The 23681-nt window shown below is 71.3% G+C and carries 11 protein-coding genes; 5 read left to right on the top strand and 6 right to left on the bottom strand.

Annotation, left to right across the window (positions count from 1 at the left end; all coding sequences use genetic code 11):
• Positions 1 to 7: 7 nt before the first annotated feature.
• Together ACLZN2_RS03200 and ACLZN2_RS03205 are read left to right on the top strand one after the other, a co-directional pair.
• Positions 8 to 1129: an ATP-binding protein gene (locus ACLZN2_RS03200; protein ID WP_416976780.1), complete on the top strand. Its 1122-nt coding sequence runs from the start codon at positions 8 to 10 to the stop codon at positions 1127 to 1129.
• A complete protein-coding gene (locus ACLZN2_RS03205) occupies positions 1126 to 3894 on the top strand; it encodes a hypothetical protein (RefSeq protein ID WP_416976781.1) in 2769 nt (922 codons plus the stop codon). The genes ACLZN2_RS03200 and ACLZN2_RS03205 overlap by 4 nt, the downstream gene beginning before the upstream one ends.
• On the opposite strand, the gene ACLZN2_RS03210 is transcribed toward ACLZN2_RS03205, so the two are convergent.
• The 3 genes from ACLZN2_RS03210 to ACLZN2_RS03220 form a co-directional block, all read right to left on the bottom strand.
• A complete protein-coding gene (locus ACLZN2_RS03210) occupies positions 3887 to 5302 on the bottom strand; it encodes a hypothetical protein (protein WP_416976782.1) in 1416 nt (471 codons plus the stop codon). The two genes, ACLZN2_RS03205 and ACLZN2_RS03210, sit on opposite strands and share 8 nt — an antisense overlap.
• 71 nt (positions 5303 to 5373) lie before the next feature.
• Entirely contained in the window at positions 5374 to 10524 is a 5151-nt protein-coding gene (locus ACLZN2_RS03215; RefSeq protein ID WP_416976783.1) for a family 43 glycosylhydrolase, read from the bottom strand.
• A 132-nt stretch (positions 10525 to 10656) separates the two neighbouring features.
• Positions 10657 to 11805 carry a helix-turn-helix domain-containing protein gene (locus tag ACLZN2_RS03220; protein ID WP_416976784.1) on the bottom strand — a complete coding sequence of 383 codons (1149 nt, stop codon included), beginning with the start codon at positions 11803 to 11805 and terminating at the stop codon, positions 10657 to 10659.
• A gap of 295 nt (positions 11806 to 12100) precedes the next feature.
• On the opposite strand from ACLZN2_RS03220, the gene ACLZN2_RS03225 reads away from it, so the two are divergent.
• Together ACLZN2_RS03225 and ACLZN2_RS03230 are read left to right on the top strand one after the other, a co-directional pair.
• Entirely contained in the window at positions 12101 to 13885 is a 1785-nt protein-coding gene (locus ACLZN2_RS03225; RefSeq protein WP_416976785.1) for an FAD-binding dehydrogenase, read from the top strand.
• A 122-nt stretch (positions 13886 to 14007) separates the two neighbouring features.
• Positions 14008 to 17382 (top strand): pyruvate carboxylase, encoded by a 3375-nt coding sequence (locus ACLZN2_RS03230; protein ID WP_416976786.1) that lies wholly within the window; start codon positions 14008 to 14010, stop codon positions 17380 to 17382.
• Positions 17383 to 17415: 33 nt separating this feature from the next.
• Here the strand turns inward: ACLZN2_RS03230 and ACLZN2_RS03235 are convergent, their stop codons facing one another.
• The gene (locus ACLZN2_RS03235; protein WP_416976787.1) at positions 17416 to 18387 is read right to left on the bottom strand and encodes an STM4015 family protein; all 972 of its coding nucleotides are present in this window, start codon (positions 18385 to 18387) and stop codon (positions 17416 to 17418) included.
• A 206-nt stretch (positions 18388 to 18593) separates the two neighbouring features.
• Here ACLZN2_RS03235 and ACLZN2_RS03240 point away from each other — a divergent pair, with 206 nt between their 5' ends.
• Entirely contained in the window at positions 18594 to 19712 is a 1119-nt protein-coding gene (locus ACLZN2_RS03240; RefSeq protein ID WP_416976788.1) for a M23 family metallopeptidase, read from the top strand.
• 23 nt (positions 19713 to 19735) lie between these two features.
• Here the strand turns inward: ACLZN2_RS03240 and ACLZN2_RS03245 are convergent, their stop codons facing one another.
• Both ACLZN2_RS03245 and ACLZN2_RS03250 read right to left on the bottom strand, forming a co-directional pair.
• Positions 19736 to 21796: a trypsin-like serine peptidase gene (locus ACLZN2_RS03245; RefSeq protein WP_416976789.1), complete on the bottom strand. Its 2061-nt coding sequence runs from the start codon at positions 21794 to 21796 to the stop codon at positions 19736 to 19738.
• A 1-nt stretch (position 21797) separates the two neighbouring features.
• The gene (locus ACLZN2_RS03250; protein WP_416976790.1) at positions 21798 to 23651 is read right to left on the bottom strand and encodes a peroxidase family protein; all 1854 of its coding nucleotides are present in this window, start codon (positions 23649 to 23651) and stop codon (positions 21798 to 21800) included.
• Between the last annotated feature and the right edge of the window lie 30 nt (positions 23652 to 23681).

The raw sequence follows: 23681 nt of genomic DNA on the forward strand, positions 1-23681 counted from the left end.
CACCGTGATGACCGACCTGTTGCGCGCCCCCGCCGAGATCAAGTTCGCCGAGGAGCTGGACTGGCTGGAGTCGATCGACGACAACCCCAAGCCGTTCTCGTGGAGGCTGTCGCCGAAGATGATCCGGGTGTTCATCCTGGGCTCCGAGCGCGCCGACGGTTTCGACCGGGAGATCGACCAGAAGTGGTTCGGCGACCGCAGTTTCGTCGAGCGGTCCATCGTGACCCTGGCCTCCGACCGCGGTCTGCTGCTCATCGGCGACCCCGGCACCGGCAAGAGCTGGCTCGCCGAACTGCTGTCGGCGGCGATCTGCCGCAACTCCACCCAGGTCGTGCAGGGTACGGCGGGCACCACCGAGGACCACATCAAGTACTCGTGGAACGTGTCCATGGTGATCGCCAAGGGCCAGTCGCGGGAGTCGATGATCCCCTCGCCGATCATGACCGCGATGGAGACCGGCACCATCGGCCGCTTCGAGGAACTCACCCGCTCCACCAGCGACGTCCAGGACGCGCTGATCTCGATCCTCTCCGAGAAGTACATCTCCGTCCCCGAACTGGACGGCGCCGGCGGGGAGAACATCGTCTTCGCCAAGCCCGGCTTCTCGATCATCGCCACCGCCAACAGCCGCGACCGGGGCGTCAACGACCTGTCCTCCGCGCTCAAGCGCCGCTTCAACTTCGTCCGCATCCCGGTCGTGACGAACAAGAAGAGCGAGGCGGAGATCGTCCGCTTCCGCACCGAGGAACTCCTGCGCCGCCACCAGATCGAACTCGACGTCCCGCCGACCCTGCTGGACGTGCTGCTGCAGAGCTTCGCCGACCTGCGCGCCTCCGCGGCCGCCGCCGGCAGCGACGACGAGAAACTGGAGTCCGCCCTGTCCACCGCCGAGCAGATCGGCGTCCTGGAGGACGCCATCCTGCACAGCAACTTCTTCGGCGAGCGCGCCCTGAACGCCCGTACCCTCGCCTCCTCCCTCGTCGGCTCCCTCGCCCGGCGCGAACCCGAGGACCTCGCCATCCTCAACAAGTACCTGCACGGTGTCGTCGAGCCGCGCAGCAAGGAAGAGGGCGGCTCCTGGCCGGAGTTCCTCGAAGGCGGCCGCGACGCGATCGCGACCCTGTCATGAGCGGCGGCACCTTCGAGGCCCTGCGCGGCCAACTGCACGAGGCCGCGACGGCGTTCGCCGACGGGCCAGGCGCCCTGGAGGGCATCCTGCGCGGCATCGTCGACGACGTCGAACGCGCGGTGCGCGAGCCGCTGGAGATCTTCCCGGTCTGCCACCACTCACCGGCCTCGGCGATCGCCATGGCCCGCCGGCTGCGCGAGAAGCAGCCGAAGGTCGTGTATCTGGAGCTGTGCGAGGACATGGCCCCCCTCCTCACCGAACTGCGCAACTGCCGTCTCCCGGTGGCCGTGCAGGCGTTCGCGTCGGAGGTCGAGGGCTTCCCCGCCGACTGGTCACCCCTGTCGGTCGTCGCCCCGATCACGGAGGCCTCCGCCGAGTACCAGGCCATCGCCTACGCCCTGGACACCCCCGGGGTCGAACTGGTCCTCGTCGACCGCTCCTCGGACCACGTCTTCCAGTGGGAGATCCGGGACGAACCCACCCCCTCGGACTCCGACGCACCGGCAGCCGGCGAGGAGAGCGCCCTGCACGGCGACGCCGTCGGCGTGGAGATCGGCGACCTGCGCCCCCGCTTCGCCGAACTGGAGGAACACCTCCTGCGCCACGGCCGGGTCCGGCACTGGTCCGAGTGGTGGCACCAGTACGTGGAGCTGCCCCTCGGCGACAGCGACCACGACACCTACCGCCAGGTGATGCTGCTCATCGGCAGCCTCTTCCGGCGCCTCGCGCCGGGCGCGGAGCACAGGGTCCGCGTCGACGAGGACCGCGAGCGCCATATGTGGACCCGGATGCGTGAGCACCTCGCCGCCACCGGCACCGACCCCGCCGACTGCCTCTACGTCTGCGGAGCGTTCCACGCGGCCAGCCGGGTCGCCGAGTTCGGCGTGCACGGCAGCGACACCTTCACCATCAGCCCGCCCAGCGGCACCACGTGGCGGCACGGCCTGATCCCGTCCAGCCACGCCGCGATCGAGGCCCAGTTCGGTCTGGCCGCCGGCTCGGTCTCGATCGCGGCGACGGAGTGGGCCAAGAACCTCAAGCGCACCCGCGTACGGCCGTACCGGCTGGCGGGCCAGGCGGGCGCGAAGCCGAAGAAGAGCCTCGCCGCCCCGATGCCCGCCACCACCCCGGCGCCGCCCGCCGACAAGCTCACGGGCTTCCTCCAGCGGCCCCCGGTCCTCGACTCCCTCGACGAGGCCGAACTGCTCGGCTGGTCGGTGGAGATCGTGCGCGCCGCCCGTCGCAACGGCTATCTCGCCTCCACCGCCGACGCCATCGCCGTCTTCGAGACGTCGATCCTGCTGGCCGGCATGCGCGACCGCGCCAAGCCGACGCCGTACGACTTCCAGGACGCGGCCGTCACCTGCATCGAGAAGGACCGCATGCCGGGACGGCGGGACGTGGGCCGACTGGTCGAGATCATGATGGGCGGCGACCGCGTCGGCCAGGTCGGCTACGACGCGCTGCCGCCGCTGGCCCGTGACGTCCACGACCGGCTCGCCCCGCTGAACCTGAAACTCCAGCAGCGCGGAGTGCAGCGGGCCCTGCTGGACATCGCCGCCCAGCCCGAACTCGCCCACTGCTCCGACGTGTTGTGGATGCTGCGCCGACTGCTGCCCGAGGGCGCCGCCCGGCCCATCATGGGCGACCGCAGCCTAGGCGAGCGCCCCATCCAGGAGTCCTGGGACCTCTCCCTCGGCACCCACCAGCGGTCGCTCATCGAGCTCGGCTACGAGGGCGTCAGCATCGAGCAGGTCCTGGAGCAGCGGCTGCGCCGCACGGCGTACGCACAGCAGGCCACGGCGGCGACCGTCCTCGCCACGGTCGAGGACGCGATCCTCTATCTGCGCAGCCGCAGGCTCGCCGACGAACTGGGCACCCGCGCCCTGGAGGTCCTGGCGGCCGAGCGCAGCGTCGACGGCGCCCCGGAGGTGCTGGGCCGCGTCCGCCGGCTGCTGGCGTACTACCGCACGGGCGAACCGGTCCTGCCGTCCTGGATCGAGTCCTTCGTCAAGACCGGCTACGCGCACTACTGCACGCTGCTGCCGACCGCGTTCACCGACGAGGACGCGACCGTCCGTCAGGTCGCCGCGATGCTGGGCTTCCTGTTCAGCATGGAGAGCCTCGCCCTCTCCCTCGGCTGCGACCGCACCCAGCTCGAACTGGCCCTGGCCCAGTCCCACCCGGCCGACCCCGCGCGCACCGCCCTGCTGTGGGCGGCCCAGACCCACCTGGGCACCCTGCCCCGGACGGCCCTGCGGGAACGCTGCGACGAACTGCTCGCCAACCCGCTGGTGGTCCCGGCCTATCCCCGCTACCTCAGCGGCTTCGTCCACGCCCTCGAACCGGTGCCGGCCCTGGCCGACTTCGTCGTCGAGGCGGTGTCGAACGCCTTCGCCCGCCTCCCCGACCGGGTCCTGCTGCCCTGGCTGCCGACTCTCATCACCACCCTGCGCGCGGGCGGCACCGAACTGGCCCCGCTGATCGTCCGCGAGGCCGGCCGGATCTTCCCGGCACGCCTCGCGGAACTGGACACGTGGGTGCCGCCGTGGCGGCTCCCGGAGGCACCGCCCCTGGCCATACCGTCCGCGCACAGCGGCGGTGGCGTGGCACTCCTCGCCACCCACCCCGCGACCTGCGACGCGCTGGCCGGACTGCTGGGCTGCGAGGGCAGCTGGGAGACGGCGGAACCGGGCGGCGCGGAACTGCTCACGCGCCACCCGGGAACCGCGCGGGCACTCGAAGCCCTGCTGGCCGTCAGCTGACCGGCAGCGCCGCCGCCACCAGCCGCCGGATGGCCTCCACGCCCAGCGCCGGGTTGGCGGCGGCGTGCTGCACCAGCTCCTCGTCGTCGAGCAACTCGGCCAGCCGGGCGGACGGAAGATTCGGATGCCGGGCGAGAGCGGCCCGTACACCGGGATCCGGGTCCCGGGTCAGCCGCTCCACGACCTCCGGCGGGGTCCGGGGATCGCGGGCGGCCAGGGCACGGACCGCCGGATCCTCGTGGTCGGCGTACACGGCCAGCCCGTCGGTCGGGAAGCGCGGCCGGGTGAGGAGGTGGTCGCGTTCCCAGCCGGTGTACTCCAGGAAGCTGCGGAGCACGAGGTCCGCCGGGGCGTCCGGGTGGTTCTGCGCGAGGAGCACACGCACGCCGAGATCGTCGTCGACGGCCAGACGGCCCACCAGGTCCGGCGGCAGCTCGTGTTCCTTCGCCGCCCTCCGGCGCAGCATCGGATGACCGGAGAGAGCGTCCTGCCGGACGGCCTCGGGATCGCGGGGCCACAACCGCTTGGGGTAGAACCCGAACGCCTCGTCCATGGGCACCTCGTAGTCGATCCCCGCCCGTTCCTCCTCGCTCCACGCGGGGTGGACGGACACGGCGAGCCGTACCTTCGGCTCGGGGTCGACGGCGAGCGCCCGGAGCTGCTCGGGCCGGAGATCCTCCCGGCAGGCGATCGACTTCCGCACCTCCGGGTCCGGATCCGACGCGAGGAGCACCACGACGTCGGAAGGCAGCGAGGGGTTGTCCGCGATCATCGAGCGCTCCTCCGGCCCCGCCGGAGCGGTGAGGACGCCGTCGACGACCGCCCTGGTGAGGGGCAGGTTCATCAGGGTGAAGGTCCGCGCATGGCAAGGGCGGTCCGGCAGGTTGCTCTCCACCCACACCGGATCCTTGAACTTCTCGTCCCGGGCGCCGCCCCAGACGCGGACCCTGGGGTCGGGGTGCGTGGGCAGGGCCCGCCGCAGTTCGTCGGAGAACTGCCTGTAGACAGAGTTGCCCAGCTCTTCGTTGGTGTAGGTCGTGAGCATGTGGACGACCGTCTCGTCCGGCAGGGGCCTGGGCCGGAGAAAACCGGTGGTCCGGGGCCCCTCGGAGAGGTGTGCGCGGACGAACCAGTCCTCGTCGTCCACCAACCGGGCCCGTTGGGCGGGGTCGACGTGAGGATTGCGGGCGAGGAAGCTACGGGTGCAGGTGTCCGGATGGTCGATCACCGCGTCGACGACCGCCCCGGGCAGATCACGGTCCCGGCACAGCACCATCCGCGCCGCGAGCGGGGCGTCGGCGAGCAGCCGGAGCAGGACGTCCTCGGACGTGGCCGGGTTGAGCGCCAGCCCGGCCAGTCGGCGGGTGGGCAGATCGGCTTCGTCCCAAATCGCCTCGGGTGTGGGCATGCTGTTATCTCCCCCTGAACACAGCGCGTGGGCCCCCTGCGACGCAGGGGGCCCACGACCTTAACCCGGTACTAGCGGCGGTGCGTGCCGATCGTCACGGTGCCGGGCTTCACCCCCGCCCCCGTGTCGAGGACGACCGTGCCGTCGGACTTCTTCCAGATCCGGATGGCGAACGTGTCGGGATCGTCCGTGGCCGTGACCCGGAAGCCGTAGCCCTTCTTGCCGTCGACCGTGCCCGAGCCCTCGAGGACGGCCTGGGAGCCGGTCACGACGAGCCAGTCCAGGCCGGTGGAGCGGAACTTCACCCGGGCCGGGACGGAGTCGAAGGTGACCAGGCCGACCGGGGTGACCGCCTGCGGGAGGTAGCCGGCGGCGAGGGTGAAGAAGCCCTGGGTGCCGACGACACCCGTGCCGGCCACCGGACCCGCCGTGCGGTCGTACACGATCAGCTCGGGCAGCGTCCTGCTGTCCGACGCGCCGTCGTCGTCCGTCACCGTGACCACCGGCCGGCGGATGCCCGCCGAGGTGTAGGTGTGCTCGGCGCGGCAGCCGGTCGCGGTGACCGTGCCGGCGGCCGGGTCGGTGCCGTCCTTCCAGTCGATGGCGCAGGTGTGGGTGTCGGCGGTGCCCGGGTCGGTGAAGGAGGCCGTGACGGCCGTACGGCGGCCGGCCGGGACCGGGCCCGTCGGGCCGGTGGCGGAGGTGACCGCCGGGGCCGCGTTCCTCACCGTCACGACGGCCGTGTCGGTGCTGCGCCCGCCGGTCAGGGTGAGGGTGAACGTGCCGTTGTCGGCGCAGGTGACCGTGGTCCGGGCGGCAGCCGGGTCGGCGACCGTGCAGGGCGCGTCCTCCTCGACCGTCCACTTCGGGCTTCCCGCCCCGGAGAGCGTGCCGTTCAGGGCGATCGCGTCGCCCTCCGTGCCCTCGGCGTCCGGCCCGGCGTGCACGATGCTGACCGGGTCGATGCTGGTCAGCGTGGGCACGACCTTCTCGATCAGGCCGTCCGCGTCGAACTCCATCGTGTCGATGGTGGTCTCACGGTGGGTGCCGTCACCGCCGGGGATCGCGAAGCGGTGGTAGGCGATGTACCAGTCGTCCGTGCCCGGCACGTGGACGACCGAGTGGTGTCCGGTGCCCAGGATGCCCTGGGAGGCGTCCTTCTCCAGGATCACGCCCCGCTTGGTCCAGGGGCCGGTGGGGGAGGAGCCGGTGGCGTAGGCGACGCGGTAGTTCTCGTCGCGGGTGTCGTTCTCCGACCACATGAAGTAGTAGGTGCCCTTGCGCTTCACCACGAAGGAGCCCTCGTTGTAGCCGCTCGGGGTGATGTCCTTGATCTGCGCGGTGTCGATCGAGGTCATGTCGTCGTTCAGCGGCGCCACGTACGCGTGGCCGTTGCCCCAGTAGAGGTACGACTTCCCGTCGTCGTCGGTGAACACGGCCGGGTCGATCATCTGGCCGCTCAGCCGGCCCGCCTTGAGCAGCGGCTGGCCGAGCGCGTCCGTGAAGGGACCCGTGGGCGAGTCGGAGACGGCGACGCCGATGTTCGCGTCGGCGCAGAAGTAGAAGTAGTACTTGCCGTCCTTCTCGGCCGTCGTCGGCGCCCAGGCCCTGCTGTCCGCCCAGCTCACGTCGGGACCGAGGTCGAGGATGACGCCGTGGTCCGTCCAGTGCACCAGGTCGGTCGAGGAGTACGCCTTGAACTGCGTACCGCTCCAGCCGGCGAAGCCGTCGGTCGTCGGATACATGTAGAAGGTGTCGCCGAAGCGGACGATGTTCGGGTCGGCGTTGAGCCCCGGCAGCACCGGGCTCTTCATCTCCAGCGCCGAGACCGTCCAGGTGCGCTTCTTGCCGTCGGAGCCGGTCACCTCGTACGTCACGGGCTCGGTGAAGTCCTGCACACTGCCCGAGGCGGGGCTGATCGCCGCGCCGTGGGCGAGGGTGAACTCCGGTGCGAGCGCGGTGAGGTCGGTGCCCTCGCTGAGGGGCAGGGTGATGCGGCTCTTCGCGTTGTCGATCAGGGCGTCGACCTTGAGCGCCGGGTGGGTGGCGCGCGCGATGCCCGTGGTGTTGCCGCTGAGCTCCATCACCTCGGTGGCCGAGAGCGCGCGGTCGTAGATCCGGAAGTCGTCGACCTCACCGCCGAAGTAGGGGTCGGCCGCGTACAGGGAGCGGCCGATGTAGCCGCTGTAGTCCTTGTCGGCGTCGTACAGCTCGGACGGCATGACGGTGACGCCGGTCGCCCGGGCCGCCTCGACACCGTCCACGTACAGGATCATCGTGTCGGTCGAGTCGTCGAGGGTGACGGTCACGTGCCGCCACTCGCCGGCGGTGAGCTGCGAGCCCGCCGTCAGCTTCGACTCCGCCGACCAGCTGGCCTTGGTGATGGCCGAGTACAGCTTCGAGGAGCCGTTGGAGGGGCTGGCGAAGAGGTACTTGTTGCTGTCCGGACCCAGTCCGAACAGCCACTGCCAGTTGCTGCCGCCCTTCCACTTCGCGTACGTGGAGACGGTCACGCTGTCGGCGTTCTTCAGGACGCCGTTCGGGATCTTCACATACGGCGAGTCGCTCGCGCCGGACATGCTGAACGATCCGCCGTCCACGCCGGTGCCGAAGGCGGGCGTACGGGCGTACGTGCCGTGGTAGCCGTGGCCGCTGGAGTCGACGGCGATGTTGCCGGACGTCTCGTCGAAGCCGTAGTGCAGCAGCAGGTCGGCGGGCACGTCGGCGCCCTCCTCGGAGACCGTCACCTTCGCCTGCACGGGGATCGCGGCGCCGTCGGGCAGGCTGCCCGTCACCGTGAACTCACCGGCCTGCGCGTACGCCGACTCCGGGACGTCCTCCCAGCTCACCGCCACGGGCCGCTCGATGCCGTCGGCGTAGGTGGCGATCACGGTCGCGGGCAGCACCGGCGCCTCGCCGATCCGCGTCTTCACCGAGACGTCCTCGACGCCGGTGACGAGCTGGTCGGGCTGGTAGGCGGTCAGCAGCCGGTCGTACTCGGCCTGGGTGACCGGCAGGACGGTGCCGTGGCGGGGCCGCGAGGGCAGGTCGTAGTCGGCGACCGGCGTCCAGTTCCCGGAGGCGAGGTCGGTGGTCTCGAACGGGATGTAGCCGCGGCCGCCGAACTCGTCGAGGAACGCGTACCACTTGTCCGCGGTGTTCGACTTGAACACCAGCGGGCCCTCGGCCGCGCTCATCGCGCCCTTGCCGATGCCCTCGGCGACCGCGTCCCAGGACAGGTTCAGCAGCGAGTCGCTCTTCTCCTCGAAGATGAACTTGCTGTTGGGCGTGGAGGAGGTGTTGTTCCGCTCGTCCTTGGAGAGGCGGAAGTAGGTGCCGTCGTGCTGGATGACCGTGGAGTCGATGACCGAGTAGCCGCGGTCGATCCAGACCTTCGGCTCGCTGAAGGTGTAGAAGTCACGGGTGGTGGCGTACATCATCCGGTTGTAGGTGTCACCGGAGTGCGCCTCGTTGTCGTACAGCTTCGACGCCCAGAACACCACGTACTCGCCGAGGTCGCTGTCGTAGTACGCCTCGGGCGCCCAGGTGTTGCCGGCGCTGTCGGGGGAGACCTTCACCAGGCGCTGGTTCGTCCAGTGCACGAGGTCGGTGGACTCCCAGACCATGATGGACTTGCTGCCGGTGCGCTGGGCGGCGTCCCAGTCGCCGTTGCCGTAGATCCTCAGGTCGGTGGCGATCTGGTAGAACTTGTCGCCCTCGGGGGAGCGGATGATGAACGGGTCGCGCAGGCCCTGCTCGCCGAGCGTCGAGGTCAGCACGGGCTCGCCGTCGTTCAGCTCACGCCAGTGCAGCGGGTCGTTGCCCTTGCTGAGCGCGGCGTAGAGCTGCTCGCCGTTCGCGGTGCCCTCGCCGGTGAAGTAGCTGAACATGTAGCCCTTGAGGGCTTCCTTCTCGGGGAGTTCGGGGACCTTCGCGGTGAACACCCGGGTCGTCTTCGCGTCGCCCTTGGTGACCGTCGCCGTCAGGTCGACCGTGGTGGCGCCCGCGCCGTGCGCGGGGCGGTGGACCACGCCGTCGGCCGAGACGACGTCCGGGTCGGCGGACGACCAGGTGACGTCCGTGCCGTACGTGCCGGAGGACGGCAGGGTGAGGTTGCCGCGCGCGTCGTCGAGGTTGTGGACGGTCAGCGCCTCGGCGGCCTGTTCGGTCGCGGTCTGGTCGTCGAACGCCGCGAGGACCGTGACGTCGAAGGACTTGGTGGCGGTGACCGTGCCCTTCTTCAGGGTCGCGGTGAGCGTGGCGTGTCCGTCGGGCTGACCGGCGGTGGGGCGGGTCACCTTGCCCGCGTCCGTCACCACGTCGGTGTTGTCACTGGCCCAGGTGATGGTGGAGCCGCCGGCCGAACCGGTCCTGGGGAGCGTCAGATCGGCGGTGACCGCGCTCGTGTCGCCCAGGTCGAGAGCCGTCTTGTCGTCCTCGACGCCCTGGGTGGCGACGGGGAGCGAGAGCTGCTCGACCTCGGACGCGGCCAGGGCGCGATCGTACACCCGGAAGTCGCGCATGCTGCCCTTGAACAGCTTGTCGCCCGAGTAGACCGACTTGCCGACGTAGTTGGCGGTGGTCGTGCCGGAGCCGATCGCGCCCGGGGTGATGGTCACCGAGGTGTTGCGGGCGACCTCGACGCCGTCCTCGTACAGGACACCGGTGGTGCCCGTCTGGGTGTAGGTGACGTTCTTCCACACCGAGCGGGTCAGATTGCGCGAGTCGGAGGGCTTGGTGGTCTGCTCCGTCGACCAGTTGCCGGTGGCGATCGAGGTGCGCAGGGAGTTGCCGGTGGCGAAGAGGTAGCCGTTGCCGGTGCCGCTGCTGGTGTTGCCGAAGCCGTAGAGGAAGTACGGGGTGGTCTGCGCGGCGTCGATCTTCACGTCGAACGCGACGCTGATCGACGTCAGCCCCTTCATCACGTCGTTCGGCACCTTGACGTAGGTGTCCGAGCCGTTGAAGGCGAGCCCCTGACCGGACCAGTCGGCGGTGCCGTTGAGGGTGCCGTCCAGGCCATGGCCGGAGGCGTCGGGCACGGTCGTCGTGCCGGAGGCGCCGTCGAGCTTGTACCAGAGGGCGAGTCCGTCGGTGATCTCGTCCGCGGCCTGTGCCGGGGCGGCCGTCGTGGTGAGACCCATGAGGAGCGATACGGCGGTCAGTGCGGCCAGTCGGCCCGCCCCGCGTCTCGCACGGAAGCGGAAGCGTTTTCTATGCGTCATAGGGGACCGCCCGTTTCAGCCGTGTGACGTGATGTTGCGAGAGTGTCAAACGGTGTACCGGGTCGCGTCAAGACTTCTCGAACAATGTCCGACAGGTCGAACAAAAAGGCGCCGGATGCCAAGCCCGCCTGTTCAGTGGTGTGTTGCCGACTCCAGCCACGCGGTGAGAGCCCACCACCAGTGCAGCGCGGCGAGCGGGCCGCCGTCACCGTCGGTGAGTGAGGCGGAGGTGATCTGGCGGAGCCGGCCGAGGCGGTAGCGGACGGTGTTGGGGTGGGTGAACAAGGCAGCCGCGGTCTGGTCGATCCGGCGCCCGTTGTCCAGGAACGCCAGTGCGGTGAGGGCGAGTTGGCGGTGGAAGGAGTCCGCCGGATCCAGGCCTTGGAGGAGCCGTCGGCTCAACAGCACACCCAGGTAGGGCTGTTCGGCGAGAGCGATCCGGCCGGCGAAGTCCGTCACGTCGTACAGGCCGTGCAGACCCTGCTGCCGACCGAGGTCCACGGCGCGCACCAACAGCCGGTACAGTCCCGGCAGTTCGGGCAGGGCGGCGGAGGGCGCGACCACCACCAACGCCTCCGGCGCGACCTCCCCGGGCTCCGGTGGACGCGGGCCGAGGCCCGCCGTGCGGCCGTCGAGCGGCACGGTCACCACATGCGCCGACCGCACCGCCCGGGCGCGCGCGGGCGCGGCGACCAGACAGTGGTAACGCCCTTCGGTGTCCGCCCGGATTCCCGCCCGCGCCAGCTCCTCCTCCCGTGGCGCGACGTCACCGAGCAGGGCCTGGTGCAGTAGCCGGGTGCGTACGGCACCCAGCGCGCGCGGCGCGTCGTGCTCGGCGGCGCGATAGCCGTGGATCACCTGCCGTTCCACCGCGGCGCCGTACTCCTGCAGCCGCAGCACCAGCGACAGCAGGGCCCGGTCCGGCACACCCGCCGAGCGGCAGCGGTCCACGACGATCTCGGCCACCCGCGCCAGCGCCGCCTGTACGCCCCGCAGCACGACCGTCATCGGCACACCCTGCACGGCCCGGTCGGCGCCCAGCAGCAGGGCGGCCGTGAAGTCCTGCTCGTCGACCGGCCCGGCCTGCTCGGGTGCCGTGAACCAGGGGGCCGCCGCCCGCAGCACCGCCGTCACATGCGACCGGGTCGCCTCCTCCGTCAGCCGGGACAGCTCGGGGGAGCGGCTGCGGGCCGCGCGCGCGAGCTCGCCGTACACGTCCGGGTCGTCGGCCATGCCGCGCAGCACCGCCGAGACCGGTTCCGATCCGCGCACGACCGCCATGGTCCCCTCTCCGCCCGGCCGCTGTCTGCGGGCCACAAGCAAGCGCTTGTCACGTTGGCGCCCACGCACTACCGCACCGCTGTGACGACCTGGTTTCCTGTTGGGCTACCGACGGTAACAGTGCAGCCGTCCCCGGCGCACCCCTTCTCGCGCCACCCAGTGGACCGACCAAGGCTTTCCCAAGCACCGCCCAAGTACGGCTTCGAGTACCGCCTCAAGTACCGCCCCACCACGTACCCCCCACGTACCACGCCCCCACCTACTGCCCCCAGTGACGCCTCCAGGAGGGCCGCTCATGGACACCCCCGAAGTCGCCGGAATCACCCGCCGCCGTGCCCTCACCGTGGCCGGCGGGGTCGTCGCGGGCGCGACCCTCGCCGCCCACGCCTTCCCGGCCTTCGCCGCCGAGTCGCAGGACGCGGACGCCATCGTCGTGGGCCACGGGCTCGCCGGACTGGTCGCCACCGCCGAACTCGCCGCCGCCGGACGCAAGGTGCTCCTCCTCGACCAGGAACCCGAGGCGAGCCTCGGCGGCCAGGCCTTCTGGTCCTTCGGCGGACTGTTCTTCGTCAACTCCGACGAACAGCGTCTGATGGGCGTCAAGGACACCTACGACCTGGCCTGGCAGGACTGGCAGGGCACGGCCGGCTTCGACCGGGGCGTCGACGACCCCACGGGCCAGGACTACTGGGCCTACCAATGGGCCAAGGCGTACGTCGAGTTCGCCTCCGGCGAGAAGCGGTCCTGGCTGTCCGGGCTCGGCGTGCAGTGGTTCCCGATCGTCGGCTGGGCCGAGCGCGGCGGCGGCCTCGCGACCGGACACGGCAACTCCGTGCCCCGCTTCCATGTCACCTGGGGCACCGGACCGGCCGTGATCGAGCCCTTCGAGAAGAAGGTGCGGGCAGCGGTCGACGCGTCCAAGGTCACCTTCAAGTTCCGCCACCGCGTGGACGAGATCGTCACCACCGGCGGAGTCGTCACCGGGGTGCGCGGCGCGGTCCTGGAGCCCAGCGACGTGGCCCGCGGCAAGCCCAGCTCCCGCACGGTGACCGGCGACTTCGAACTGCGCGCGCCGGTCGTCGTCGTCACCTCCGGCGGCATCGGAGCCAACCACGACCTGGTCCGCCAGAACTGGCCCGCCCGGATGGGCACCCCGCCGACGTACATGGTCACCGGCGTCCCCGCGCACGTCGACGGCCGTATGCTCGCCATCACCGAGAAGGCGGGCGGCCGGATCGTCAACCCGGACCGCATGTGGCACTACACGGAGGGCCTGAGGAACTACGACCCGATCTGGCCCGGCCACGGCATCCGCATCCTGCCCGGCCCCTCCTCGATGTGGTTCGACGCGACCGGCAAACGCTTCGACACACCCGACATCCCGGGCTACGACACCCTGCACACCCTGCGGACCATCACCGCCTCCGGCTACGACTACTCCTGGTTCGTCACCACCCAGAAGATCATCGCCAAGGAGTTCGCGCTCTCCGGTTCCGAACAGAACCCGGACCTCACCAACAAGAACGTCTGGCAGTTGCTGTCCCGCATCTGGCAGACCCCCGAGCCGATCGAGAAGTTCAAGAAAAACGGCGAGGACTTCGTCGTCGCCACCTCGCTCGCCGACCTCGTCACCGGGATGAACAAGCTGACCGGCGACAACCTCATCGACTACGCCGACCTCAAGCGGCAGATCGAGGCCCGCGACCGCGAGATCGACAACCCGTACACCAAGGACGTCCAGGTCATGGGCATCCGCAACGCCCTCAACTACCCCGGCGACACCCTCAGCCGTACGGCGTCCGTCCACCGGATCCTGGACTCGAGCGCCGGACCGCTGATCGCCGTACGCCTCAACGTCCTCACCCGCAAGACCCTCGGCGGCCTCCAGACCGACCTCTCCGGCCGGGTCCTGGACGCCTCCGGCAACCCCGTGCCCGGGCTGTACGCGGCCGGAGAGGTCGCCGGCTTCGGCGGCGGCGGGATCCACGGCTACCGCTCCCTGGAGGGCACCTTCCTCGGCGGCTGTCTGTTCTCCGGACGCCAGGCGGGCCGGGCCGCCGCCGAGGCCACCGCCACCTGACTCGCTGTGCGGAACACGTCTCATTGGGCGAGACATGCCGATGAGTGGCCCGACTCACATGGCGAACACGGTCGGTGACCGACACCATGGGTCCCGTCAACGGCAGGCCGAAGGGGTCCAGGATGTTCCGCAAGGTGCTGGTCGCCAACCGTGGTGAGATCGCGATCCGTGCGTTCCGCGCCGGCTATGAGCTGGGCGCGCGCACGGTCGCCGTCTTCCCGCACGAGGACCGCAACTCACTTCACCGGCTGAAGGCCGACGAAGCCTACGAGATCGGCGAACCCGGGCATCCGGTGCGCGCCTACCTCTCAGTGGAGGAGATCGTGGGCGCCGCCCGCCGCGCGGGCGCCGACGCCGTCTACCCGGGCTACGGGTTCCTCTCCGAGAACCCCGAACTCGCGCGCGCCTGCGAGGAGGCGGGCATCACCTTCGTCGGCCCCGACGCGCACACCCTGACGCTGACGGGCAACAAGGCCAGCGCCGTGGCCGCGGCCCGCGCGGCGGGCGTCCCCGTCCTCGGCTCCTCCGCGCCCTCCACGGACGTCGACGAACTGGTCCGGGCCGCCGAGGAGATCGGCTTCCCCGTCTTCGTGAAGGCGGTCGCGGGCGGCGGCGGGCGCGGTATGCGCCGGGTCGAGGACCCGGCCGCGCTGCGCGAGTCCATCGAGGCGGCCTCCCGCGAGGCGGCGTCCGCGTTCGGCGACCCGACCGTCTTCCTGGAGAAGGCCGTCGTCGACCCCCGCCACATCGAGGTGCAGATCCTCGCCGACGGCGAGGGCAACGTCATCCATCTCTTCGAGCGCGACTGCTCCCTCCAGCGTCGCCACCAGAAGGTCATCGAGCTGGCCCCCGCGCCCAACCTGGACCCGGAGCTGCGCGAGCGGATCTGCGCCGACGCCGTCCGCTTCGCCCAGCAGATCGGCTACCGCAACGCGGGCACCGTCGAGTTCCTCCTCGACCGAGAAGGCAACCACGTCTTCATCGAGATGAACCCCCGCATCCAGGTCGAGCACACGGTCACCGAGGAGGTCACCGACGTCGACCTCGTCCAGGCCCAGCTGCGCATCGCCTCCGGCGAGACCCTCGCCGAACTCGGCCTCTCCCAGGACACGGTCACCCTGCGCGGCGCGGCCCTGCAGTGCCGTATCACCACCGAGGACCCCGCCAACGGCTTCCGCCCCGACACCGGCCGCATCAGCGCCTACCGCTCCCCGGGCGGCTCCGGCATCCGTCTCGACGGCGGAACCACCCACGCCGGTACGGAGATCAGCGCCCACTTCGACTCCATGCTGGTGAAGCTCACCTGCCGGGGCCGGGACCTCGAGGCCGCCATCCGGCGCGCCCGGCGTGCCGTCGCCGAGTTCCGCATCCGCGGCGTGGCCACCAACATCCCGTTCCTCCAGGCCGTCCTTGACGACGCCGACTTCCAGGCGGGGCGGGTCACCACCTCGTTCATCGAGGAGCGCCCGCACCTGCTGACGGCCCGCTCCTCCGCCGACCGCGGCACCAAGCTGCTCACCTACCTCGCCGACGTCACCGTCAACAAGCCGCACGGCGAGCGGCCCGAGCTGATCGAGCCGACCACCAAGCTGCCCCCGCTGCCCGCCGGTGAGCCGCCGGCCGGTTCCCGGCAGCGGCTGGTCCGGCTCGGCCCCGACGGCTTCGCCCGCCGGCTGCGCGAGTCCCCGACCATCGGCGTCACCGACACCACCTTCCGCGACGCCCACCAGTCGCTGCTGGCCACCCGGGTACGCACCAAGGACCTCCTCGCCTCCGCCCCGCTGGTCGCCCGCACCCTGCCGAACCTGCTCTCCCTGGAATGCTGGGGCGGCGCCACCTACGACGTGGCCCTGCGGTTCCTCGCCGAGGATCCCTGGGAGCGGCTGGCCGCCCTGCGCGAGACCGTGCCCAACATCTGTCTGCAGATGCTGCTGCGCGGCCGCAACACCGTCGGCTACACCCCGTACCCGACCGAGGTCACCGACGCCTTCGTGCAGGAGGCCGCCGCCACCGGCATCGACATCTTCCGCATCTTCGACGCCCTCAACGACGTCGGCCAGATGCGCCCCGCCATCGACGCCGTACGCGAGACGGGCACCGCGGTCGCCGAGGTCGCCCTCTGCTACACCTCCGACCTGTCCGACCCGAACGAGCGCCTCTACACCCTCGACTACTACCTGCGGCTCGCCGAGCAGATCGTCGAGGCCGGCGCCCACGTCCTGGCCGTCAAGGACATGGCGGGCCTGCTGCGCGCCCCCGCCGCCGCCACGCTGGTCTCCGCGCTGCGCCGTGAGTTCGACCTGCCGGTGCACCTGCACACCCACGACACCGCGGGCGGCCAGCTCGCCACCTACCTCGCCGCGATCCAGGCGGGCGCGGACGCCGTCGACGGCGCGGTGGCCTCCATGGCCGGTACGACCTCCCAGCCCTCGCTGTCGGCGATCGTCGCCGCCACCGACCACTCCGGGCGCCCCACCGGCCTCGACCTCCAGGCCGTCGGCGACCTGGAGCCGTACTGGGAGAGCGTCCGCCGCATCTACGCCCCGTTCGAGGCGGGCCTCGCCTCCCCCACCGGGCGCGTCTACCACCACGAGATCCCCGGCGGCCAGCTCTCCAACCTGCGCACCCAGGCCGTCGCGCTCGGCCTCGGCGACCGCTTCGAGGACATCGAGGCGATGTACGCCGCCGCCGACCGCATCCTCGGTCACCTGGTCAAGGTCACCCCCTCCTCCAAGGTGGTCGGCGACCTCGCACTGCACCTGGTCGGCGCCGGGGTCTCCCCGGCGGACTTCGAGGCGGCCCCGAACCGCTACGACATCCCCGACTCGGTCATCGGGTTCCTGCGCGGCGAGCTCGGCACCCCGCCCGGCGGCTGGCCCGAGCCCTTCCGCAGCAAGGCCCTCGAAGGCCGCGCCGACGCCAAGCCGGTCAAGGACCTCACCGCCGAGGACCGCGACGGCCTGGAGAAGAACCGCCGAGCCACCCTCAACCAGCTGCTGTTCCCGGCTCCGACCCGCGAGTTCGAGGCACACCGCCAGGCGTTCGGCGACACCAGCGTCCTGGACAGCAAGGACTTCTTCTACGGGCTGCGCCCAGGCAAGGAGTACTCCGTCGACCTGGAACCCGGCGTCCGGCTGCTGATCGAGCTCCAGGCGGTCGGCGAGGCCGACGAGCGCGGACTGCGCACGGTGATGTCGACCCTCAACGGCCAGCTGCGGCCCATCCAGGTCCGCGACCGGGCGGCGGCCTCCGACATCCCGGTCACCGAGAAGGCCGACCGCGCCAACCCCGGCCATGTCGCCGCCCCGTTCGCGGGCGTGGTGACGCTCGCCGTCGCCGAGGGCGACCAGGTCGCGGCCGGGGCCACCGTCGCCACCATCGAGGCGATGAAGATGGAGGCCACCATCACCGCGCCCAAGGCCGGACGCGTGAGCAGGCTCGCCATCAACCGGATCCAGCAGGTGGAGGGCGGCGACCTGCTGGTGGTCGTCGACTGAGCCGGCCGGGCCGGGCGGCCGCCGGCGGTGGGCTCACTCGCCGGCGGCCACGTACCGGCTCTCGTCCTCCTCCAGCTCCACCTTTTCGGACACGTCGACCTTCACCCCGTGCGGCTCCAGCGTCTGCCGCACCCGTTCCGCCATCTCGTCGGACAGATAGTGGTGGTGCAGGTCCAGTTCCTTCAGATGCGTCAGCGGCTGACCGGTCAGCAGCGCCTCGGCCCCGTCGTCCGTGAGGGTGCCGCGGCCCAGGTGCAGGGCGGTCAGCCGGGCCACCACCGGGGCCGAGGCGACGGCGGCGGCCACCTCGTCCTGGATGTCGGCGTTCTGAAGGCCCAGCCGGCGCAGCGCGGGCAGTCCTGAGCCGTCCAGGAACGGCGCCAGGTCCTCGACGGTCGCGCTACGGCCGTACCACTCGGCGCCCAGCCAGATGTCCAGGTGCTCCAGGGCGGGCAGCTCCGAGGCGGCGAGCCCGTGCAGCACGTGCGCGGGCAGCCCGCCGTTCTCGAAGCGCAGGACACGCAGCCCGTCATGGCTGATCGGCTTGAACTCCAGGCCCGGACCGTCGCCGAAGCCGTCGGTCGAACCGCGTACCGCCAGCTCCCGCAGCCGGGGATAGGCCTGGAGGATCGGGCTGACGTCACCCTGGACGATCCAGGACAGCTCCGACTCCTCGAACATGAGGTCGGCGAGATAGAGGGCCTGAAGACCGGTCAGCCGGTCGGCGGCTCCGGCGAGCAGCTCCGCCGTCTCCCCGGGGTCGCAGCCGTCCAGGTCACCGCCGTAGGCGCCGCCGCCGAGGACCAGGGCGCGCACCCCCGCCAGGTCCACGGTGTCCAGGAAGCGCTGCCAGTACTCGTCGAAGTCCTCCTCGTCGGTACGCAGGCCGCTCACCAGCTTCCAGGCGACCGTCCCGGCCTCCGGCAGCGGCTGTTGCCCGGCGCCGGCCTGCGGGAAGACGTGCACGGGCAGGCCGTGCAGCTGGGAGATGTGGGCGAGGGACACGACGGGATCCTTCCGAGCGCGGACGACGGCCGGCACCCGAGGTCCAGGCCTGTGGCGGCTCTTTCTACCAAGACCCCCGGCAGGACACCGCCGACCGGTTCTGCCCCTGCGGGCAGCGGTTGTGCCCTCGCGTCCGCTGACACCGGCCCCGCCACGGGCTACCGTCCGCCCGTGAACAACTGCACACTCCCCGCTGAGCTCTCCGCGTGAGCGAAGAGCACGCCGTCGACACCCCCGTGCGGGACACCGGGCCCGGAGCACCGGCGCAGACCCCGCCGCCCCCCTCGCCCCGCCGGCGCGGTCCCGGCCCCGTCGTCTTCCTGGTCCTTCCCGGACTGCTCACCCTCTCCGCCGTGGCCGGAGTCCTGGCCCTGACCGGCGGGCTCCCCGACGACTGGACCCCGGGCGGCGGCACCCAGCAGGACGCGGTGTCCGGCGTCAACGACACCTACGGCCCCTGGCTGCGCAAGGCCGCCGACGCCTGCAACGTCGTCACCCCGTCCGTGCTCGCCGCCCAGATCGACCAGCTCACCGGCTGGGACAACGCCACGGCCGGCGCCTCCGGCGGACAGGGCATCGCCGCCTTCACCGACGCCCAGTGGCGGACCTGGGGCAAGGACGACGACGGCAACGGCAGCTCCTCGCCCGGCGATCCGGCCGACGCGATCATGGCGCTCGGCCGCCAGGACTGTTCCCTCGCCCGAAAGGTCACCGACCTCAGAACCGACGGAACCGTCAACGGGGACCTGGTCGACCTCACCCTCGCCGCCTACGCCGTCGGCACGGACGCGGTGGAGGAGGCCGGCCGCGTCCCCGCCGACGCGAAGACCTACCTCACCGAGGTCAAGTCCCTGTTCGCGAAGTACGCGGAGTTCGACAGGGAGGACCCCGCCGGGGGCAGTGCGGGTGCCCAGGCGGACGCCATCCTCTCCCCACCCGTCACCACCCTCACCATCACCTCCCCCTACGGCTCCCGCAAGCACCCCCTCACCGGCGTCACCAAGCTCCACACCGGCGTGGACTTCGGCGCACCCCAGGGCGCCCAGGTCTCCGCGGCCCGCGCGGGCACGGTCGTCTTCGCGGCCATGACCAAGGCCTACGGCAACCGGGTCGTCGTCGACCACGGCACCATCGAGGGCAAGCGGCTGCAGACGACGTACAGCCATCTCTCCCGTATCGACGTCACCGCGGGCCAGAGCGTGCAGACCGGCACCCCGGTCGGACGGGTCGGCTCCACCGGTCTGTCCACCGGCCCGCACCTGCACTTCGAGGTGATCTACGACGGCTACTACACCGATCCGCAGCCCTGGCTGGCACCCTCCTGACGGGATCTCGGCCGTGAGCCGGCTCAGACCGTGAGCCGGCTGCCGATCGACCGGGCGACCTCGGTGTGGGAGAGGTACTCCACGATGCTGTGGGCCCGGTCGCGGGCGTTGAGGACGGCGAGGTCGACGAGGCCGTCCGCCCAGTCGTCGCCCAGGGGGCAGCCGATGGCGACCGCGTCCGTCGGGCACCAGGCGTTGAGCCAGTCCGCCACCTTGTCGGGACGCTTCGGCCCGCCGACCAGCAGCCTGCTGTACACGCCGTCCAGACCGAGCGGACTGCCCGCCGTGGTCAGATGGACCGCGTTCACGCCGGGCGACAGCCGGGTGACGAGATCGAGGCCGACGACCGTGCCGAGGCTGTGACCGACGAGGACCACGTCTCCCGAGTCCGGCACCGTCTCCAGCACGCAGTTCAGGACCTCGTCCCGGACGGGCCGCTCCGCGTCGAGATACGCGGCCACGTCACGGAAGACCAGGGCGATGGCCCAGGCGTCGAGATCGCTCCTGGCGGCGAGCCAGCTCAGCCGTTTCTGCAGCGCCCCGAGGACGTCTCCGAAGCCGATCCGCTCGGTGGCGAGCTGATGCTCCTGCGGCATGTCCCACTTGGCGGCCGCCTCGCCGAGGATCTCCTCGTACACCGTGCGGGCGGACGGCGAGGAGGGGGCGACCACCTCCGCCGCCGTGGCGCTCGGCGCCTCCACCGTGTGGGGCACGGCCTCGTGCGTGGTCAGGGACTGCACGAGGGTGTCGCCGTAGTACGGGAACCAGATGTCCTCCGGGTCGACGGGCGCGAGCCCGGCCCGCACGAGCCCCTGGTTGAGACCGGCCGCCCATTCCCGGCGCAGCTTCTCGGGGTCCTTCTTCTCCTGGGACCGGCCGTGCAGGAAGACCAGATGCCGGTGGCCGCCGAAGGCTCCCGCCCGGGCGCGCAGCCCGGTGAGCACGGGTGTCCGCTCGGTCGCCGGAAGCGGCGTGACCGAGGGCGCCGCGGTGGCAGCGGCAGCGGGCGCGGCGGTGGGCGTGGCGGTGGCGGGGGCCGCGGCCTGCGTCTGGACCAGGCCCGACTCGGTGCCCATCTCGTCCAGCGGCGACGGCCGGGCGGTACGCGGCAGCGCGGCGAGATGCCGGAGGACGGAGGTGATGCGGACGCCTTCGTTGGCGACCCAGTCGATGGCGTCGTCGCCGTCCCCCGGCCGCCAGACCTGACCGTCGGTGCGCAGCACACGGCCCTGCTCGTCCGTTCTGGGCACCCCGCTGTGGTGCAGCGCGACCACCTCCCACTGGTCGTTGTAGACGGGGGAACCCGAGTTCCCGGGCTCGGTGTCCGTCTTGTAGTGGAGGAAGTCGTCCAGGCGCACCTGGAGCGTGTTGTCGCGTACCGCGATCTCCTTCAGCCGGCCCATCGGGTGGCCGACGACATTGACGGGTTCGCCGATCACCAGCTTTCCCGTCTGCGCGCTCAGCCGGTTCCAGCCGAACGTCTCCCCGGGCGGCCGCCCGTCCGGGCCCGGGGGCACGAGCACCAGGGCGAAGTCGAGGCGTTCGTCCGCAGTGAAGAACCCGTCGGGATCGAGGGGCAGCCGGGTCGCCGCCTGGGGCGTGTTGTCGACGCTCACCTGGGCCTCGAACTCCACGAAGCACTGCCGGGCGGTGTCCGCGTCGGGCAGGACGTGATGGTTGGTCATCAGCAGCCGCGGCGACACGAGGAAGCCGGTGCCGAGCGGAAGCTCGCGGCCGTTCTCCCGCACCGAGATCCGGGCCACGGTACGGGCCGCCCGGGCGCCGCGCGGCAGGAAGCTCCAGGCCTGCAGTTCGGTGGACGCCCCGAGGATGCGTTCGTACGCGGCTGTCGCGGCCAGCGGTTCGGCGCGGACGGCCTCCACCGCCAGCGTGGGGGACACCGCGTGCCGGTCGAGCAGCCGGGCCGCGCGGGCGGCGAGCGCCTGCTCCGAGTCCGGGAAGGTGACACCGGCGTCCTGCCGCCGCTCGACGGCCTGCCGCTCCTGCGTGGTCTCGTCGTACCGCGCGGCGGCCGCCTCGGTCTGGCGCTGCCGCTCCTCGCGGGTCCTGTCCGCCGTCAGCATGTCAGTCCACCGTCCTTCCAGCGGTGTGCCACGGCTCGAAGGCGTTCTTCAGCCCCGCCAGAGCCGTGCGCAGCTCGGGGTGGTGGCGCAGCAGCACCGTGATCATGCTGTTGTCGTCGATCCAGGCCATGCCGGCCCTGGAGTACACCTCGGGCGTGTAGTACTCGGTGAAGAAGCGGTCGCTGTTCAGCCGGCGCGAGGCCATCAGGATGAAGATGCGGAACGCCGTGTCGCTGAAGGCGAAACCGGCCGGCAGCTTCTCCGCGTACAGCCCGACCGTGAGGTCGACCTTCTCGATGTCGCCGTCGTAGACCTGCTCGATCTGCCGCGCCCACTCCTCGTCGGGCGTCAGCTCGGTGAAGGTGGCGGCCGGCTTCAGGCGCAGCAGCCGCCGGAACTCGTTGTAGCGGGGGACGCCCAGCTCGCGGGAGCGCAGGATGTCGGTCGCCGCGAGGTCCTGGAGATGGCCGTCCGGGCGTTCGAACTCCTGGAGGAACCTGGGGAAGTTGTGCAGGGTGACCAGACCGGGGTGCAGGGTGCCGAAGCTGTAGAGCAGATCGGCCATCCCGGTGGTCTCCAGGACCTTCAGTGCCCCGGGCCCCGAGATGTCCCGCAGGGTGCAGTGGCGCAGCGTCCCGTCGTCCTCGGCGGAGCGCAGATGCCACTCGTCCCGGATCAGCGGATGCATGCGGTACACCGCGACGAACTCCTCGGTGAGGGAGTACGGGACGCCGTAGTGGTCGGTCTCAGCGCCGGGGATTCCGCTGATCACCTCGCTGTCGCTGATCCGGCCGAACAGCTTGTGGACGCGTTCGCCCGCGATGCCCCACCAGTTGGCGCGCAGGGCCTTCACGGTGGTGGGGTGGCTGATCACGGCCGGGGTCCACTCGACAGTGTGGATCTTGGCCAGCAGCGCGGCGTTGACCAGCCTGGCCCGCTGGAACAGCTCCTCGTCGCTCCACGACGGGTACGCCACGTGGAGGTGGTCGCAGATCGCGTTGTGCTCCCGGGCGAACAGGCTCTGCATCATCGCCAGCCCCAGCCAGAAGCCGGGCACCTGGGAGGGATCGTGGGCGGGCTCCGAGGGGAACGGGGACTGCTCGTCGTCCCACAGATGCAGCTTGCCCAGCTCACCGGTGCGCATCAGCCGCTGTTCCGACTCGTTCGTGCCGTAGATCTGCGAGGCGTCCCACCAGTGCGAGGAGACGTTGACCCGGGTGTCGGGCGTCCCGGCGGGCGCCGACGGGTCGCGGGTCGGGTCGTCGGGCGTCCGCATGATCCGCATGGGCTGTTCCGGCCACGGGTCGTCGTCCATGAGGGGCACTTCCCAGGGCCGGTCCGTGGGGCTCGTCCCGTGACTGAACCAGTCGCGGACCATGAACTGCAGCCAGGCGGCGACCAGCGAGTTGACCGACTCGGCCGGTGTCATCGCCTCCCGGGTGAGCAGGGCGCGGCTGACCTCGCGGGGGCTCGGCTCGGCCAGGACGTCCTCGGGCGTCGTCGGCGCGATGCGGTCCAGCGGGATGTTCCGGCCGAAGCGGGTGCCCGCCATGCCCATCCTCGGCTCGCCGAGGTCGTTGTGGCTGCCGTCCGCGGTCCGGTTGACCCTGTGCCGTTCGGACGGCGGCGCGGGATCGGGCAGGTTCACCGAGGGGATCTCGCCGGTGTCGTGGAGGTTCCTCTGCCGGAGCCTGACGCGCAGCCCGAGGAGTGTCAGCAGGCCGGGCAGCACGGGCAACTTGTCCCAGCCGACGCGCCGGTCGACGTACTCCGCTGCGGCGGTGATGATCCGCCAGGGCAGCGAGGTGCGGTATCCGGCCGTGGAACGTCGTGCGGTGTGTCGTCGCTTGCTCATCGCGGTACTCCTTGCGGTACTCCTTCGGCG

The sequence above is a fragment of the Streptomyces sp. T028 genome (assembly GCF_048159505.1).
Classification (GTDB): domain Bacteria; phylum Actinomycetota; class Actinomycetes; order Streptomycetales; family Streptomycetaceae; genus Streptomyces.